The sequence below is a fragment of the Bacillus sp. K2I17 genome (assembly GCF_002209985.1).
GTDB lineage: Bacteria > Bacillota > Bacilli > Bacillales > Bacillaceae_G > Bacillus_A > Bacillus_A wiedmannii.
This window is the reverse complement of sequence record NZ_NJGF01000049.1, coordinates 1-17442: the sequence shown is the minus strand read 5'-3', so window position 1 is coordinate 17442 and position 17442 is coordinate 1. Positions and strand designations below refer to the sequence as shown.

The window sequence follows — 17442 nt, the reverse complement described above, 5'->3', positions numbered from 1 at the left end:
GCTTTTTTAAGGAAGCCCTACTTACATGTAGAACACGAGGTGAAGAAATGGCAAAACAAAAGCAAAGAGGGACGAAGGCAAAAGCAAGACGCACGATAAAGCCAACTTTGTATTATGAAATCGTCGGTTTAACTCTTTTTGCACTTTCAATCATTACGATTTTACAGCTAGGTGTTGTAGGGAAATCGTTTGTGTTATTTTTTCGCTTCTTCTTTGGTGAGTGGTACATAATTGGTGTGTTAGGTGTAATAGCTTTATCGGTTTCGTTTGTTATCAAACGTGGATGGCCGAACCTTTTAAATAAACGGTTAATTGGTTTTTATTTAATAGTATTGGCGATATTAATGTTTAGTCATATTACATTATTTAACCTTCTTACGAAAGATGGAGCAGTGCAAAATACTTCTGTTATTGTGAGTACGAAAGATAACTTCTTTCTTGAAATGAAAAAGGGGCCAGATAGCGTTCATTTAGGCGGTGGTATGTTTGGTGCGCTTATGTTCGCGACGTGTTACTTTTTATTTGATGAAGTAGGAGCTTATATCATTGGTATTATTTTAGTGATTCTCGGCATACTTTGTATAACAAATAAGCATATTGGAGAAGTACTTGCACCTGTAGGAAGGATCCTTAGAAGTCAATTTGAAGTAATGCAAGGGGATTATAAAGATTGGAGATCCAAAAGGACGGCTGAACAAACAGAAAAGAAAAAAACAACGAGAAGCACAAGGAGCAAACGTGCTGCAGAACAAGAAGAGATTATTGAGCCGATGGAAGAAATCTCAATTGATCCTCCAATTATTTCGAATTTCACTGAGAATTATCCTGTAAATGAAGAAGAGAATAAACGAATTAGCGAAGAACAGGAAGCAGAGTTAATAACTTCACCGTCTATTGAAGAGGCTCCGTCTGTTGAAGAATCTAAGAAAAAGCGTGGAGAAAAGATTGTAGAATCTTTAGAGGCGGAAACAAGTGCCCCGCCAATGCAATTTTCAAATGTAGAAAATAAAGATTACAAGCTTCCTGCACTTGATATATTGAAATTTCCTAAGAATAAACAAGTTACAAATGAAAATGCAGAAATTTATGAGAATGCTCGTAAATTAGAACGTACATTCCAAAGTTTTGGAGTGAAAGCGAAAGTAACAAAAGTACATAGAGGTCCTGCAGTTACAAAATATGAAGTGTATCCTGATATGGGAGTAAAGGTAAGCAAAATCGTTAGTTTAAGTGATGATTTAGCACTTGCTTTAGCTGCGAAAGACATTCGTATTGAAGCACCTATTCCCGGGAAATCAGCTGTAGGGATTGAAGTTCCGAACTCAGAAGTATCTATGGTAACGCTAAGAGAAGTTCTTGATTCTAAGGCTAATAATCATCCGGAAGAGAAGTTGTTAATTGGTCTTGGACGAGATATTACAGGTGAAGCTGTATTAGCCCGTTTAAATAAAATGCCCCATTTACTAGTAGCTGGTGCGACAGGTAGCGGGAAAAGTGTATGTATTAATGGTATTATTGTTAGTATTTTAATGCGTGCAAAACCACATGAAGTAAAATTAATGATGATTGATCCGAAAATGGTAGAGTTAAATGTATATAACGGTGTTCCGCATTTATTAACACCAGTTGTAACTGATCCGAAAAAAGCATCACAAGCTTTGAAAAAAGTCGTGAGTGAAATGGAACGACGTTATGAATTATTTGCTCATAGTGGCACGCGTAACATTGAAGGATATAATGATCATATTAAAGAACATAATAGTCAATCAGAAGCGAAACAACCGGAATTACCTTATATTGTAGTAATAGTGGACGAGTTAGCCGATTTAATGATGGTTGCTTCATCAGATGTAGAGGATGCGATTATGCGTTTAGCACAAATGGCTCGTGCGGCTGGTATTCATTTAATTATTGCGACGCAGCGTCCATCGGTTGATGTTATTACGGGAGTTATTAAAGCGAATATTCCATCACGTATTGCATTCGCGGTATCTTCTCAAACGGACTCTCGTACAATTCTTGACGGTGGTGGTGCAGAGAAACTGCTAGGTCGTGGAGATATGCTGTTTATACCAATTGGTGCATCGAAGCCTGTACGTGTACAAGGTGCATTTTTATCCGATGATGAAGTTGAGAGAGTTGTAGAGTATGTTATTGGTCAGCAAAAAGCGCAATATCAAGAAGATATGATTCCACAAGATGTTCCTGATACGAAGCAGGAAGTAGAAGATGAATTATATGATGAAGCAGTTCAGCTTGTAGTGGAAATGCAAACAGCATCTGTTTCTATGTTGCAACGTAGGTTTAGAGTAGGTTATACGCGAGCTGCCCGTTTAATTGATGCAATGGAAATGAATGGTGTAGTAGGTCCGTATGAAGGTAGTAAACCACGAGAAGTACTCATTAATGATGTACAAGAAAAAAGTTCATAAAAAAAGCCTAATTGTTTTTACAATTAGGCTTTTTTATATGCTATTTTTGTTATATACTATATTCAGCGATAAAGAAAGGGCTTACATCTAAAGCGATTCTTTAGAATACGAATACTTTGATTATGTTTTTAATGAATGTTCGATATTTAATGTAGAAAAATGTTAAATTTTGTTGACACGTATGGGAGCAAGTGGTAAGATTACTTCGAAAAGAATCACTGCCTCATATAATCTTGGAGATAAGGTCCATAAGTTTCTACCCGGCAACCATGAATTGCTGGACTATGAGGGGAAAAGTGTGTAACAAAGGATGTAAGAGATCTTTGTGCCGAACTTTTTCTCGAAATGAGGAATGTTTATGGTGCGAAGTTTTTTTTATGCAGTAAAGAGTGAAAATTTCATCTTGAAAAATTATTAATATTTATTCGACAATTAAGCTTATTTTTAGTATTTAGCAATTTTTATTATGTTGTAAGTTGAAAAAAGAGAAAAGAAGTCTTACATCAGAGGTCGAATAATTGAAATGCGGGGGAGTCTTATGTCAGTAAAATCCGATAGTCGTCACCTATATTTACGGGTGATTGATCACATCAAAGAAAAAATTAAAGATGGAGCTTACAAAGAAAGACAGAAGTTACCATCAGAGTTTGATTTAGCGAAAGAACTTGGTGTAAGTAGGGCGACTTTAAGGGAAGCACTGCGTATTTTAGAAGAAGAAAATGTTGTCATTCGTAGACATGGTGTAGGAACATTTGTAAATGCAAAGCCGTTATTTTCTTCTGGGATTGAACAACTTTCTAGTATTACAGATATGATTTCTAGTGTGGGGAAAACACCAGGAACTATCTTTTTATCATCATCTACAACAAGTTTAACAGAAGAAGAAAAAGAGAAGTTTAATAGTGAAGACGGTTTTAATGCCGTAATGATTGAGCGTGTGCGTACAGCAGATGGGGAACCTGTTGTATATTGTATCGATAAACTTGCAAAAGAAATCTTGCCAGATTTATCGGGATACAACGAAGAATCGTTACTTACAGTGATACATAACAATACGCACAAACGTATCACATACGCAGTTGCTCACATTGAGCCAATTGGCTATCATCCGAAAATCTCACCGATTTTAGAATGTGAACCGGAAACGGCACTGCTAGTTTTAAAACAAATGCACTATGATCAAAATGATGAGCCAATCTTATATTCTATCAATTACTTTAGAGCTGATAAGTTTAGCTTCCACGTATTAAGAAAACGTATGTAGGTAAGTTCCATTTTAGGGAGGTGACAGCAAGAAGTTAGGGACAGCAGCGTAAGAATAAAGAGATATATATAATTTTAGGAGGGGTTTCTAGTATGAAGAAAAAAACAGGTCTTTTATTATCATTAACATTAGCAGCAAGCGCGATTTTAGGTGCATGTGGTAACTCGGATAAGGCGAGCAGTGACAAGAAAGAAGATAAAGAATTCAAAGTTGGTATGGTAACGGATGTTGGGGGTGTTGATGATAAATCATTCAACCAATCTTCTTGGGAAGGTTTGAAAAAGTTTGGTAAAGATAATGGATTAAAGGAAAAGACAAATTATCGTTACCTACAGTCTGAAAAAGAAGCAGATTATATTCCAAACTTAAAGAAATTTTCAAAAGATAAGTATGATTTATCTTTCGGAATCGGTTATAAATTAGAAGGTGCAATTAAAGAAGTAGCAAAAGAAGCTCCAAAACAACAATTCGCAATTGTGGATACTGTTGTAGATGCACCGAACGTAACAAGTATCACATTTAAAGATCATGAAGGTTCATTCCTTGTAGGTGCGGTAGCGGCTATGTCAACAAAATCTAATAAAGTAGGATTTGTTGGTGGAATGAAGAGTGATTTAATTAGTAAATTTGAAAATGGATTTAAAGCGGGTGCAAAGGCAGTAAATCCAAATATTGAAATCGTATCTGAATATGCGGAAGCATTTGATAAACCGGAAAAAGGTACAGTTCTTGCATCAGCAATGTATGGACAGGGTGTAGATGTAATTTATCATGCTGCTGGTGGTACAGGTAACGGCGTGTTCACTGAAGCGAAAAACCGTAAGAAAAAAGGTGAAAATGTTTGGGTAATCGGTGTGGACCGTGACCAAAACCAAGAAGGTATGCCTGAAAACGTAACATTAACTTCAATGGTAAAACGTGTAGATATCGCTGTTGAAAAAGTAGCACAAGAAGCGAAAGATGGTAAATTAAAAGGCGGTAAAATAGAAGCGTTTGGCTTAAAAGATGACGGTGTTGGTATTGCAAAAACAACTGACAACGTGAAAAAAGTTAACCCTGAAATTTTAACAAAAGTAGAAGAGTTTGAAAAGAAAATTACAGATGGTGAAATTAAAGTACCAGCTACAGATAAAGAGTATAAAGAATATGAAGCTTCTCTAAAAAAATAAATAGAGAAATAGCAAAGGTTAGTTCATAGAACTAACCTTTGTATGTATAAAACTTCCAAATTGCTTAATAAGTTAATAGTGTAATAGGGGAATGTTCCCTGTTAAAAGGAGGAACGAAATGGAATACGTAATTGAGATGAATAACATTACGAAAGTATTCCCAGGCATTGTAGCGAATGATGATATTACGCTGCAAGTAAAGCAAGGAGAAATACATGCTTTACTTGGAGAAAATGGTGCAGGGAAATCCACATTGATGAATGTACTATTTGGTTTGTATCAACCAGAACAAGGTGAAATTAAAATTAAAGGAAAGTCTGTAAACATTACCAATCCGAATGTGGCAAATGACCTTGGTATTGGAATGGTTCATCAGCACTTTATGCTTGTTCATAATTTTACAGTTACAGAGAATATTATTCTCGGAAATGAACCGAAGAAAAACGGGAAAATTGCTGTTGAGGAAGCTGCTAAAGAAATTCAAAAACTGTCTGAACAATACGGATTAGCTGTAGATCCATATGCGAAAATACAGGATATTTCAGTTGGTATGCAGCAGCGTGTTGAGATTTTAAAAACACTTTACCGTGGGGCAGAAATTTTAATATTTGATGAACCGACAGCTGTGTTAACACCGCAAGAAATTCATGAGCTAATTCAAATTATGAAAAAGCTTGTACAAGAAGGAAAATCTATTGTTCTTATTACACATAAGTTGAAAGAAATTATGGAAGTTTGCGATCGTTGTACGATTATTCGTAAAGGAAAAGGGATTGGAACGGTTGACGTTGCAAATACGGATGAAAATAAACTTGCAGAATTAATGGTCGGACGTCAAGTGAATTTTAAAACAGAAAAAATAGACGCGAAGCCAAAAGAAGAGGTACTTTCAATTGCAAATCTTGTTGCTCACGATGCACGTCAACTACCTGCTGTAAAAGGCCTTGACTTAACTGTTCGTGCGGGGGAAATTGTTGGAATTGCAGGGATTGATGGAAACGGACAAAGTGAATTGATAGAAGCAATTACTGGTTTACGAAAAGTTGAGTCAGGTTCTATTGCAATTAAAGGAAAAGAAATAACAAATTGGCCTGTTAGAAGGATAACAGAAGAAGGAATTGGTCATATTCCAGAAGATCGTCATAAACACGGCCTTGTCCTTGATTTTTCTGTTAGAGATAATATAGTTCTGCAAACGTACTATAAAAATCCGTTTTCAAAGAAAGGGATTTTAAATTTTAGTAAAATTACAGAAAAAGCAAAGGCACTTATTGAACAGTTTGATGTACGTACACCTAGTGAGCAAACGTTAGCGCGCGCTTTATCTGGGGGGAATCAACAAAAAGCAATTATTGCACGTGAAGTAGACCGTGATCCAGATTTATTAATCGCGGCACAGCCAACACGTGGTTTAGATGTAGGAGCAATTGAATTTATTCATAAGAGATTAATAGAGCAAAGGGATAAAGGAAAAGGTGTATTACTTTTATCTTTAGAGTTAGATGAAATCTTAAATGTTAGTGACCGAATTGCTGTTATTTATGAAGGGAAAATTGTAGCAATTGTTGATGCGAAAGAAACGAATGAACAACAGCTTGGATTGTTAATGGCTGGAGGAACAAAGAAGGAGCAGGTGGGTACAAATGGCTAAAAAACTTTTAACAGAACGAACGATAAATATTTTAGTCCCAGTACTATCCGTTATTTTTGGCTTACTTGTCGGAGCAATTGTAATGCTAGTTAGTGGCTATGATCCAATTGTTGGTTATAGTGCACTTTGGACAGGAATGTTCGGTAGCCCAAGTGCAATAGGTGAAACGCTTCGTACAATGATCCCGCTTATTCTTGCCGGCTTATCAGTGGCGTTTGCATTTCGTACAGGTTTATTTAATATCGGGGTAGAGGGGCAATTACTAGTTGGTTGGCTTGCAGCAGTTTGGTTCGGTTATGCAGTTTCGCTACCAGCTGTTCTTCACATTCCGTTATCTATTTTATTTGCAGCATTGGTAGGTGGAATTTGGGGTTTCATCCCTGGATATTTAAAGGGGAAATTTCAAGTTAATGAAGTTATTGTAACGATTATGATGAACTACATTGCGTTATACGTAACATATGACATTATTAAGCGTTTCTTGCACGAGGGTAATGATAAAACGTACGACATCAAAGCGAGTGCGTCATTATCTTCAGACTGGCTTGCTGCCATCACTGACGGTTCGCGCCTTCACTGGGGAATTGTTGTAGCAATTTTAATCGCTATTTTAATGTGGTTCTTATTAGATCGAACAACTTTAGGGTATGAATTAAAGTCGGTAGGATTTAATCAACATGCCTCCCAATATGCTGGTATGAAAGTTTCTCGCAATGTAGTATTCTCTATGACAATTGCTGGTGCATTTGCAGGGATTGGTGGTGCGATGGAAGGGTTAGGAACATTCCAAAGTATGACAGCAATGTCTTCGTTTACAGGAGTAGGATTTGACGGGATTGCCGTAGCTTTACTTGGGGGGAATAATCCGTTTGGTATCATCCTTTCAGCTTTATTATTTGGTGGTTTGAAAAGTGCTTCCCCTCAAATGAACTTTGAGGCAGATGTACCATCAGAGCTTATTAATGTGATTATTGCATGTATCATCTTCTTTGTTGCATGTAGTTATGTGTTAAGATGGGCGCTTACACGCATGAGCAAGGAGGGGAAATAAATGAGCTTTTTAGATATATTAGCCATTCTTGTGACGGGTACGTTATATACATCAGCACCTATAATTTTTACAGCACTAGGTGGTGTATTTAGTGAACGATCAGGTGTTGTAAATATTGGATTAGAAGGACTAATGCTATTTGGTGCATTTATTGGAGTTGTTACAAACTTATTAATGGGTGATACATGGGGGACGATGACTCCGTGGATTGCGTTATTATTTGCGGCAATCGGTAGTGGGTTATTTGCATTACTTCATGCGGTAGCATCTATTACATTCCGAGCGGATCAAGTTGTAAGTGGTGTAGCGATTAACTTCTTATCTCTTGGATTAACGGTATTTGCAATTAAGAAGATTTTTGATAAAGGACAGACTGACTTTATTCAGTACCGTATTGAAAAGATTGATATTCCAGGCCTTTCGGATATTCCGGTTTTAGGGAAAATATTCTTCTCTAACGTACCGATAACGTCGTATATTGCTATTATTTTAGCATTCGTTGTTTGGTATGTTATTTATAAAACACCGTTCGGTCTTCGTCTTCGTGCGGTTGGTGAGCATCCAATGGCAGCTGATACGATGGGAATTAACGTATATAAAATGCGCTATATTGGTGTTTGTATCTCAGGTGTGTTTGCTGGAATTGGTGGAGCAATTTTTGCAATGTCAATTTCTAATAACTTCTCAGGGGCAACTATTACTGGACAAGGTTTCTTAGCGTTAGCTGCCATGATCTTTGGGAAGTGGAATCCATTAGGTGCATTAGGTGCAGCGCTATTCTTTGGTTTTGCACAATCGTTAAGTGTAACAGGTGGAACAATTCCTGTATTAGATCAAATTCCGAGTGTTTTATTAACGATATTACCGTATGTATTCACAATATTAGCACTTGTTGGTTTTGTAGGTCGTTCTGAAGCTCCGAAAGCGTTAGGAACGCCGTATGAAAAAGGAAAACGATAAGTATAAAAAAGCTCGCACATTAGTGCGGGCTTTTTTACATAGAATATATGTAATACGGAATTTTACTATGTTCCTTACATATGAAAGTTTTTAGAAAGAGCCTCATGTAAGTATAGTGAGGAAGAAAAGTTGATTTTTCATTTCTAAAAACTGTATATTGAAGAGGAATATTCCTATATACGTAAAGGAGGGCTATAAATGAAACTAATGGAACAACAGTTACATGAGTTAGGTGGTTTGCGAGTACATATTATTCCGACTGATAAATATAAAACAAATACTTTTGTATTTCGTTTTAAAGCACCTTTAAATGAGGAGACGGTGACAGAGCGTGCCCTATTGCCATACGTATTGCAAAGTGCGACAGAAAAGCTTCCTTCTGTAATTCGTCTTCGTCAATATTTAGAAGAATTATACGGATCTTCTTTGGCAGTAGATGTAAGTAAAAAAGGAGAAGACCATATTATCTCTATTTATGTAGACATTGCAAATGAAGTATATTTACATGATGCACCACCGCTATTTGAAAAAGCGCTTTCTATGTTATCGGATATCGTTTTACATCCAGCAACAGAGGGGAATGGTTTTTTACCTTCTATCGTAGAAAGTGAAAAGAGAGCGCTCTTGCAACGAATTGAAGCTACGTACGATGATAAAATGCGCTATGCAAACGAGCGTTTAATTGAAGAAATGTGCAAAGTAGAACCGTATCGTTTAAGTGCACATGGGAAAAAAGAGATTGTTTCTTCTATTACAAATGAAAGTTTGTATCAATATTATCAAAAAGTGTTAGCAGAAGATGAAATGGATCTATACATTATTGGTGATATTTCAGAAAACGCAGTGGATCTTGTAAGTAAGTATTTTTCTATTTCAGCGCGTCCTGCGAGAGAAAGAAATGTACTTCTTCATAAGAGAAATAATGAAGAAAAAGAAGTTGTTGAAAAACAAGAATTAAAACAAAGTAAATTACACATTGGTTATCGTACGTTTATTACGTATAAAGACGAAGATTATTTTGCGCTACAATTGTTCAATGGATTGTTTGGAGGATTTTCTCATTCGAAGTTATTCGTTAACGTTCGTGAAAAAAATAGTTTAGCGTACTATGCGGCATCCCGCTTTGAAAGTCATAAAGGCTTATTGTTTGTCATGTCAGGGATCGAAGCGAAAAATTATGAAAAAGCTGTTGAGATTATTAAAGAACAAATGTTAGCGATGCAAAATGGTGATTTTTCTGAAGAAGAGATGCATCAAACGAAAAGTGTTATTCAAAATCAAATATTAGAGGCGATTGATACACCACGCGGATTTGTGGAGATGCTGTATCATGGTATTATTTCAGATCGTACGCGTCCGGTTGAAGAATGGCTTACAGGCATTGAAAGTGTGACGAAAGAAGAGATTGTGAAAGTTGCTAAAAATATTGAACTAGATACAATTTACTTTTTACAAGGAACGGAGGGAGAATAAATGGAGAAAATTGTTTATGAGCAATTAAAAGAGACACTCTATTATGAAAAACTTCCTAATGGATTAGATGTATATATTTTACCGAAGCAAGGATTTAATAAAACATTTGCAACGTTTACGACAAAATATGGTTCTATGGATAATACATTCGTACCACTAGGTAAAGAAGAAATGGTTCGTGTGCCTGATGGAATTGCTCATTTTCTTGAACATAAATTATTTGAAAAAGAAGATCACGATGCTTTCCAATTGTTTAGTAAACAAGGAGCATCAGCAAATGCTTTCACATCTTTCACAAGAACAGCTTACCTGTTTTCATGTACATCAAATGTAGAACAAAATTTAAATACATTGTTAAACTTCGTACAAGAGCCTTACTTCTCTGAAAAAACAGTTGAAAAAGAGAAGGGGATTATTGGGCAAGAAATTCAAATGTATCAAGATAATCCAGATTGGCGCTTATACTTTGGATTAATTGATAGCTTGTTTGTAAAGCACCCAATTAAAATTGATATTGCAGGGACAATCGAGTCTATTAGTAAAATTACGAAAGACTTATTATATGAATGTTATGAAACATTTTATCATCCGAGCAATATGTTATTGTTCGTTGTGGGGGCAATTGATCCAGAGAAAACAATGGATTTAGTACGTGAAAATCAAGCGAAAAAAGATTATAAAAACCAGCCAGAAATTGTACGTTCATTTGAAGAAGAACCAGATGAGGTAAATGAAAAGAAGAAAATTATTTCCATGCCTGTACAAACACCGAAATGTTTAGTTGGTATTAAAGCGACAAATTTAAAAGAAAAAGGGAAAGCCCTTTTAAAACAAGAAATTGCGCTTACGTTACTTTTAGATTATTTATTTGGGAAAAGCTCCGTTCATTACGAATCTTTATATAATGAAGGTCTTATTGATGATTCGTTCTCGTATGATTATACGGAAGAGAATAACTTCGGTTTTGCAATGGTTGGCGGCGATACGAAGCAACCTGATGAGCTGGAAGAGCGTTTGAAAAGCATTTTACTAAATACAAATTATGATCAATTAGATGAGGTGGCATTAGAACGAGTAAAGAAAAAGAAAATAGGTGGCTTTTTACGCTCGTTGAATTCGCCGGAATATATTGCAAATCAATTTACACGATATGCGTTTAATGAATCTAGTCTGTTTGAGGCATTGACTGTATTAGAAAGTTTAACTGTTCAAGATTTACAAGAAGTAGCCAAATTATTATTATCAGAAGAGAAAATGAGTGTTTGTCAAGTTTTACCGAAAAAATAAAAGATTTCATAATAATACCCTCATCTTATCATTGATAAATTGTAAGATGAGGGTATTATTTATAGGAGAAAGATTTTGTTGAGATAAGAGAGGAATTGTATGAAAAAGTATGCATTAGTAACTGGAGGAAGCGGAGGGATTGGCTCTGCTATTTCAAAACAATTAATTCAAGATGGATATACAGTATATGTTCATTATAATAACGGTGAAGAGAAAGTGAACGAGTTGCAGAAAGAATGGGGTGAAGTGATTCCTGTTCAAGCGAATTTAGCTTCTACTGATGGGGCAGAGCAGTTGTGGGAACAAATTGAACATCCTCTTGATGTTATCGTATATGCAGCTGGGAAGAGTATCTTTGGACTCGTAACAGATGTAACGAACGATGAATTGGATTATATGGTAGAACTTCAAGTGAAGAGTATCTATAAATTATTATCAAGGGCGCTGCCATCTATGATTCAGCGGAGAAGTGGTAATATTGTACTTGTTTCTTCTATATGGGGCCAAATCGGCGCATCATGTGAAGTGCTTTACTCGATGGTAAAAGGTGCACAAAATTCATATGTGAAAGCTTTAGCGAAAGAAGTTTCATTAAGTGGATTAAGGGTTAACGCGGTGGCGCCAGGTGCAATTGAAACGGAAATGTTACAAGTATTTTCAGAAGAGGATAAGAATGAAATTGCTGAAGAGATCCCGTTAGGCAGGTTGGGGCTACCAGAAGAGGTAGCGAAAACAGTGTCATTCCTCGTATCACCAGGAGCATCTTACATAACTGGACAAATTATCGGAGTAAATGGTGGTTGGCATTGCTAAAAATTTCTTACATAAAAAATGAAAAACTGTACAAATTAAGCATGATTCTATTACTAAGTAGTGAGGTGCTTACACATGTCAGTTTTAGATAATTTTGATCAATGGAAGAGCTTTTTAGGAGAACGTTTAGAACAGGCATCAGGAAAAGGTCTTGATGGTGGTGCTGTATCAGATATGGCATTTCGTGTTGGAGATTATTTAGCAAATGAAGTAGAAGCGCGCAACGATCAAGAGAAATTATTGTCTGAGCTTTGGAAAGTTGCTGATGAACAAGAGCAACATACAATCGCAAACTTAATGGTGAAGTTTGTACAGCATAAGTAAAAAATAGAGAGGAGATTCTCCTCTCTATTTTTTTTGTATAATAATTGAACGGGATAGATTATACATTTAGCTTCCCTATTAAGGTGAAATCATATAATATAGTACGTAGGTGTAAAGTAAGCAAGGGGAGTGATCTTGGATGATTGAATGGTATTTTGAATATGAAATACATAAAAACCGACCTGGCTTGCTTGGTGACGTTTCTTCGTTAATCGGTATGCTCGGCATTAATATTGTCACAATTAATGGTGTAGATAATGCACGACGTGGATTACTCCTTATGTGTGATAATCAAGAGCAAATCTCTAGACTTGAATCAATTTTAAATACGATGGATAACATAACGGTAACGAAATATCGTCCGCCAAAGCTAAGAGATAAGCTAGCGGTTAGACATGGTAGGTACATACAACGAGATGCAGATGATAAGAAGACATTTCGATTTGTACGTGATGAATTAGGGTTACTTGTAGACTTTATGGCTGAAATAATGAAAAAAGAAGGTCATAAACTAATCGGGATACGAGGAATGCCTCGTGTCGGAAAAACAGAATCCATTGTTGCCGCAAGTGTTTGTGCAAATAAAAGATGGTTATTTGTATCATCTACTCTTATTAAGCAAACTGTTCGTAGTCAATTGATTGAAGATGAGTATAGCGACGACAATATTTTTATCTTAGATGGAATCGTGTCAACAAAGCGTGCTAACGAAAGGCATTGGCAGCTTGTTCGTGAAATTATGAGATTACCTGCAACGAAAGTTGTGGAACATCCTGACGTATTTGTGAGTCAGTCAGAATACACATTGGATGATTTTGATTATATTATCGAGTTGCGTAACGATTATGATGAAGAAATTCAATATAATTTAGTAGATGAAATTGAGCAAGGTACGCAAAATAATTTCTCTATGTTTGACTTTTAAAGAAATATTGAGGTGTTAGTAGTGACAGAATTAGGACAAAAGCTGAAAGAAGCAAGAGGAACGAAGGGCTTGTCTATGGATCAGCTGCATGAGATTACAAAAATTCAAAAACGCCATTTAGTAGCGATTGAGGAAGGCAATTATGATGTATTGCCCGGAGCTTTTTATGCGCGTGCATTCATTAAACAATACGCAGATGCGGTTGGGTTAAATGGAGAGGAACTGCTTGTAGAATATCAGAGTACGATACCACAATCTGAAAAACGCGACGTTCCACAAGTATCAACAGGACAGAAAACACAAGAAACAATGCAAAAATCTTCATCATGGCCAATTGCAGATCATATGCCGAAAGTTTTAGTTGCGCTATTAGTAATTGCATTTGGAGTGGTAATTTGGTTTGTTTTCCAAGCGTTAACTGGAAAAGGTGATGAGAAAGTTCCGAATGCTCAAAGTGAGAAAATTGAAGTTAAAAAAGCAGAAAACTCTCCGTTAGATACGAAGAAAGATGAAGTGAAAGCGGAAGAGCCGAAAAAAGAGGAACCAAAAAAAGAAGAGCCAAAGAAAGAGGAACAACCAGCACAACCAACGGGACAAGAAGAAGTAAAAGTAGTTGGTACAACTGGTAAAGTATCTACTTTGGAAATTCATAACAATAAAACATTAGAACTGGAAATATCGGGTAAAGGTGCGAGTTATGTAGATGTTAAAGATGATGCGGGGAATGTGATTCTAAACGCTACAGTACAAGAGGGCCAAATAGAAAAACGTGATGTATCAACATTAAAAGAAGTGCGACTTAATATTGGGAATGCAACGAATGTTGAAGTTAAACTGAATGGCCAAGTGGTCGCTTATCCATTGGATCCAGAAAAAGAACTTCACCAAAGATTGGTGATAAAAAACCAAGGGATAGGGCAACCTGCACAATAATAGTCATCGCCTCGATGACTTTTTTCAATGAACAAATGTTTTTGATATGATGGAGGAATAGCTGTGAATTTACCAAATAAAATTACAATATCTAGAATCTTCTTAATTCCAATTTTTATGGTAATTATGTTAGCGCCCTTTGATTGGGGTTCATACACAATTGGTGATGTTGATTTACCAATTCAACATTTAGTAGGGGCACTTATCTTTATTATTGCTTCGGCTACAGATTGGATTGATGGACATTACGCAAGAAAGTATAATCTTGTAACGAATTTAGGGAAGTTTCTTGACCCGTTAGCTGATAAATTACTTGTTTCAGCAGCGCTTATTACATTAGTTGAGATGCAATACGTACCTGCTTGGATCGTTATTGTAATTATCAGCCGTGAGTTTGCAGTAACTGGTTTACGCCTTGTACTTGCTGGAACAGGAGAAGTAGTGGCAGCAAATCAGTTAGGGAAAATTAAGACGTGGACACAAATTATTGCAATTGCGGCGTATTTATTACACGATGTACCTTTAAATTTAATCCATATCCCAGTTGCTGATATTTTCATATGGATTGCATTAATCTTTACTGTTATTTCAGGGTGGGATTATTTCTGGAAAAATAGAGCTGCTTTTGTAAACTCAAAATAGAAGTTTATGGGGGAATTGGGATGAATGCTGAAATTATTGCGGTTGGAACTGAATTATTACTTGGACAAATTGCAAATACAAATGCCCAGTTTTTATCTGAAAAGTTAGCTTCAATCGGAATTAATGTGTACTACCATACTGTAGTTGGAGATAATAACAAGCGATTACAGCAGGCGATTGAAGTTGCGGAAGAACGTGCTGACATACTTATTTTCACAGGTGGATTAGGCCCGACAAAAGATGATTTGACGAAAGAAACGATATCTTCTAGGTTGGGTGAAGAGCTTGTATATGATGAAAAGGCATTAGCATCGATAAGCGAGTACTTTAAGCGTACAGGTCGCGAGTTCACAGAGAATAATAAAAAGCAAGCGCTCGTTTTGAATGGAGCAACTGTATTTGCGAATGATCACGGCATGGCACCTGGTATGGGGCTAAATAAGAACAGGAAAGTTTATATTTTATTACCAGGACCACCGAAAGAGATGAAGCCGATGTATATAAGTTATGTAGAGCCTTTTTTACGTAACTTTACAACAGGAGAAAACATTTATTCTCGTGTGCTTCGCTTTTTCGGGATCGGGGAATCTCAATTAGAAGTGAAAGTTCAAGATTTAATTGATGGACAAACGAACCCGACAATCGCCCCCCTTGCGAATGATGGAGAAGTGACACTACGTTTAACTGCCAAACATCAAAATGCTGATGAAGCTGCGAAACGCATTCAGCATATGGAAGATTTGATTTTAGAAAGAGTAGGAAAATTTTTCTACGGGTATGATCAAGAGTTTCTGCATGATAAGGCGATAGAGTTATTGAAGAAAAAAGGATTAACTTTAGCGTGTGCAGAAAGTTTAACCGGTGGTCTCTTTGGCAATCAAGTAACAGAAAGTGCTGGTGTGTCTTCAGTATTTAAAGGCGGTATCATTTGTTATCATAATGATGTGAAGCAACATGTTTTACATGTACCTGCGGAAGTGTTGTCTACTGATGGTGCAGTTAGTAAAGAATGTGCTCGTTATCTTGCTGAAAATGTTAAGGGCTTATTAAAAGCGGATATCGGAATTAGTTTCACTGGGGTAGCAGGACCGGATGCTTCAGAACATAAAGAGCCGGGAACAGTATTCGTTGGATTGGCGATTAAGGATGAACCAACTGTAGTCTTTCCTCTTATTTTAAGTGGAAGTCGTCAACAAATTAGGGAACGTTCGGTGAAATATGGATTTTATCATTTATATAAAAAGCTAGAAGAGATATAAGTTTCTTCTAGCTTTTTTTATGGTTAAACTCATTTTTATTTAATGGAAAATAAAAAAATCGAATAAATGTTCGATTTTGTTGGCAAATTGAATTGAAAATAGGTATAATAAGATTAGCAATTGAGTTAAGGAGGAATTTTGAATGAGTGATCGTCAAGCGGCGTTAGATATGGCGTTAAAACAAATAGAGAAGCAATTCGGTAAAGGTTCAATTATGAAATTAGGAGAACAAGCGGAGCGTAGAATTTCTACAATTTCAAGTGGTTCTTTAGCACTTGATGTGGCATTAGGGGTAGGCGGATACCCACGTGGCCGTATTATCGAAATTTATGGACCAGAAAGTTCAGGTAAAACAACAGTTTCATTACACGCAATCGCGGAAGTACAGCGTCAAGGTGGACAAGCAGCGTTTATTGATGCGGAGCATGCAATGGATCCTGTATATGCACAAAAATTAGGCGTTAACATAGATGAATTACTATTATCACAACCTGATACAGGGGAGCAAGGACTAGAAATCGCAGAAGCACTTGTACGAAGTGGCGCGGTTGATATTATCGTAATTGACTCTGTAGCAGCTCTTGTACCGAAAGCTGAGATTGAAGGAGACATGGGTGACTCACACGTAGGTCTACAAGCTCGTTTAATGTCTCAAGCACTTCGTAAGCTGTCAGGTGCAATCAATAAATCAAAAACAATCGCAATCTTTATTAACCAAATTCGTGAAAAAGTTGGGGTTATGTTCGGGAACCCAGAAACAACTCCAGGTGGTCGTGCGTTGAAATTCTATTCAACAGTTCGTCTTGAAGTGCGTCGTGCGGAGCAATTAAAGCAAGGTAACGACATCGTTGGTAATAAAACAAAAGTAAAAGTAGTTAAAAATAAAGTGGCACCACCATTCCGTGTTGCTGAAGTTGATATTATGTACGGAGAAGGTATTTCAAGAGAAGGTGAAATCTTAGATATGGCTTCTGAACTTGATATCGTTCAAAAGAGTGGTGCTTGGTACTCTTATAATGAAGAGCGTTTAGGGCAAGGTCGTGAAAATTCGAAGCAATTCTTAAAAGAGAATACGGATTTAAGAGAGGAAATTGCCTTCTTTGTTCGTGACCATCACGGAATTGGTGAAGACTCTGGTGCTGAAGAAACGGAAGATTCAAATCTTCAAGATTAAAAAATAAAAGACACGGTTCTGGTCTTATCCCCGTCAAGTAGACAGCTTTAAAAAAAGACTAAGCAGCCATTGAGATTCGATATTC

At 36.5% G+C, this 17442-nt stretch carries 15 protein-coding genes and 1 riboswitch; all 15 genes read left to right on the top strand.

Going from position 1 to position 17442, the window contains the following annotated elements:
* Positions 1–47 precede the first annotated feature (47 nt).
* The 15 genes from CER22_RS27925 (at position 48) to recA (ending at position 17357) form a co-directional block, all read left to right on the top strand.
* Entirely contained in the window at positions 48–2432 is a 2385-nt protein-coding gene (locus CER22_RS27925; protein WP_088610160.1) for a DNA translocase FtsK, read from the top strand.
* A gap of 203 nt (positions 2433–2635) precedes the next feature.
* Positions 2636–2737, top strand: a riboswitch (purine riboswitch).
* A 233-nt stretch (positions 2738–2970) separates the two neighbouring features.
* A complete protein-coding gene (locus CER22_RS27915) occupies positions 2971–3696 on the top strand; it encodes a GntR family transcriptional regulator (RefSeq protein ID WP_000114176.1) in 726 nt (241 codons plus the stop codon).
* A gap of 92 nt (positions 3697–3788) precedes the next feature.
* Positions 3789–4865 (top strand): BMP family lipoprotein, encoded by a 1077-nt coding sequence (locus CER22_RS27910; RefSeq protein ID WP_088610159.1) that lies wholly within the window; start codon positions 3789–3791, stop codon positions 4863–4865.
* 118 nt (positions 4866–4983) lie between these two features.
* On the top strand, positions 4984–6516 hold the full coding sequence (locus CER22_RS27905; RefSeq protein ID WP_064475025.1) for an ABC transporter ATP-binding protein: 1533 nt from the start codon (positions 4984–4986) through the stop codon (positions 6514–6516).
* Entirely contained in the window at positions 6509–7567 is a 1059-nt protein-coding gene (locus CER22_RS27900) for an ABC transporter permease (RefSeq protein ID WP_001085261.1), read from the top strand. The genes CER22_RS27905 and CER22_RS27900 overlap by 8 nt, the downstream gene beginning before the upstream one ends.
* Complete coding sequence (locus CER22_RS27895; protein WP_000008857.1) at positions 7568–8527, top strand: ABC transporter permease; 960 nt, start codon at positions 7568–7570, stop codon at positions 8525–8527. It begins immediately after the preceding gene.
* Between the two features lie 198 nt (positions 8528–8725).
* Complete coding sequence (gene yfmF / locus CER22_RS27890) at positions 8726–10000, top strand: EF-P 5-aminopentanol modification-associated protein YfmF (protein ID WP_048545971.1); 1275 nt, start codon at positions 8726–8728, stop codon at positions 9998–10000.
* A complete protein-coding gene (gene yfmH / locus CER22_RS27885; protein ID WP_048545969.1) occupies positions 10001–11287 on the top strand; it encodes an EF-P 5-aminopentanol modification-associated protein YfmH in 1287 nt (428 codons plus the stop codon).
* A 99-nt stretch (positions 11288–11386) separates the two neighbouring features.
* The gene (ymfI, locus tag CER22_RS27880; RefSeq protein WP_088610158.1) at positions 11387–12100 is read left to right on the top strand and encodes an elongation factor P 5-aminopentanone reductase; all 714 of its coding nucleotides are present in this window, start codon (positions 11387–11389) and stop codon (positions 12098–12100) included.
* Positions 12101–12175: 75 nt separating this feature from the next.
* Complete coding sequence (locus tag CER22_RS27875; protein ID WP_000114455.1) at positions 12176–12424, top strand: DUF3243 domain-containing protein; 249 nt, start codon at positions 12176–12178, stop codon at positions 12422–12424.
* Positions 12425–12563: 139 nt separating this feature from the next.
* On the top strand, positions 12564–13349 hold the full coding sequence (locus tag CER22_RS27870; RefSeq protein ID WP_000574107.1) for a DUF3388 domain-containing protein: 786 nt from the start codon (positions 12564–12566) through the stop codon (positions 13347–13349).
* Between the two features lie 21 nt (positions 13350–13370).
* Positions 13371–14282, top strand: a complete 912-nt coding sequence (locus CER22_RS27865; RefSeq protein WP_000137490.1) for a helix-turn-helix domain-containing protein — start codon at positions 13371–13373, stop codon at positions 14280–14282.
* A 63-nt stretch (positions 14283–14345) separates the two neighbouring features.
* Positions 14346–14924, top strand: coding sequence for a CDP-diacylglycerol--glycerol-3-phosphate 3-phosphatidyltransferase (pgsA, locus tag CER22_RS27860; RefSeq protein ID WP_046956497.1), 579 nt, complete (start codon positions 14346–14348; stop codon positions 14922–14924).
* A 20-nt stretch (positions 14925–14944) separates the two neighbouring features.
* Entirely contained in the window at positions 14945–16183 is a 1239-nt protein-coding gene (gene cinA, locus CER22_RS27855; RefSeq protein ID WP_046956498.1) for a competence/damage-inducible protein CinA, read from the top strand.
* A gap of 142 nt (positions 16184–16325) precedes the next feature.
* Positions 16326–17357 (top strand): recombinase RecA, encoded by a 1032-nt coding sequence (gene recA, locus CER22_RS27850; RefSeq protein ID WP_048545964.1) that lies wholly within the window; start codon positions 16326–16328, stop codon positions 17355–17357.
* The last annotated feature ends 85 nt before the right edge of the window (positions 17358–17442 follow it).

What these genes read in the sequence shown, in the direction of transcription:
- ymfI (WP_088610158.1), top strand. Translation starts at nt 11,387, where the DNA reads ATGAAAAAGTATGCATTAGTAACTGGAGGAAGCGGAGGGATTGGCTCT.
- CER22_RS27905 (WP_064475025.1), top strand. Translation starts at nt 4,984, where the DNA reads ATGGAATACGTAATTGAGATGAATAACATTACGAAAGTATTCCCAGGC.
- CER22_RS27900 (WP_001085261.1), top strand. Translation starts at nt 6,509, where the DNA reads ATGGCTAAAAAACTTTTAACAGAACGAACGATAAATATTTTAGTCCCA.
- CER22_RS27895 (WP_000008857.1), top strand. Translation starts at nt 7,568, where the DNA reads ATGAGCTTTTTAGATATATTAGCCATTCTTGTGACGGGTACGTTATAT.
- yfmH (WP_048545969.1), top strand. Translation starts at nt 10,001, where the DNA reads ATGGAGAAAATTGTTTATGAGCAATTAAAAGAGACACTCTATTATGAA.
- CER22_RS27910 (WP_088610159.1), top strand. Translation starts at nt 3,789, where the DNA reads ATGAAGAAAAAAACAGGTCTTTTATTATCATTAACATTAGCAGCAAGC.
- CER22_RS27870 (WP_000574107.1), top strand. Translation starts at nt 12,564, where the DNA reads ATGATTGAATGGTATTTTGAATATGAAATACATAAAAACCGACCTGGC.
- cinA (WP_046956498.1), top strand. Translation starts at nt 14,945, where the DNA reads ATGAATGCTGAAATTATTGCGGTTGGAACTGAATTATTACTTGGACAA.
- CER22_RS27915 (WP_000114176.1), top strand. Translation starts at nt 2,971, where the DNA reads ATGTCAGTAAAATCCGATAGTCGTCACCTATATTTACGGGTGATTGAT.
- CER22_RS27875 (WP_000114455.1), top strand. Translation starts at nt 12,176, where the DNA reads ATGTCAGTTTTAGATAATTTTGATCAATGGAAGAGCTTTTTAGGAGAA.
- recA (WP_048545964.1), top strand. Translation starts at nt 16,326, where the DNA reads ATGAGTGATCGTCAAGCGGCGTTAGATATGGCGTTAAAACAAATAGAG.
- CER22_RS27925 (WP_088610160.1), top strand. Translation starts at nt 48, where the DNA reads ATGGCAAAACAAAAGCAAAGAGGGACGAAGGCAAAAGCAAGACGCACG.
- yfmF (WP_048545971.1), top strand. Translation starts at nt 8,726, where the DNA reads ATGAAACTAATGGAACAACAGTTACATGAGTTAGGTGGTTTGCGAGTA.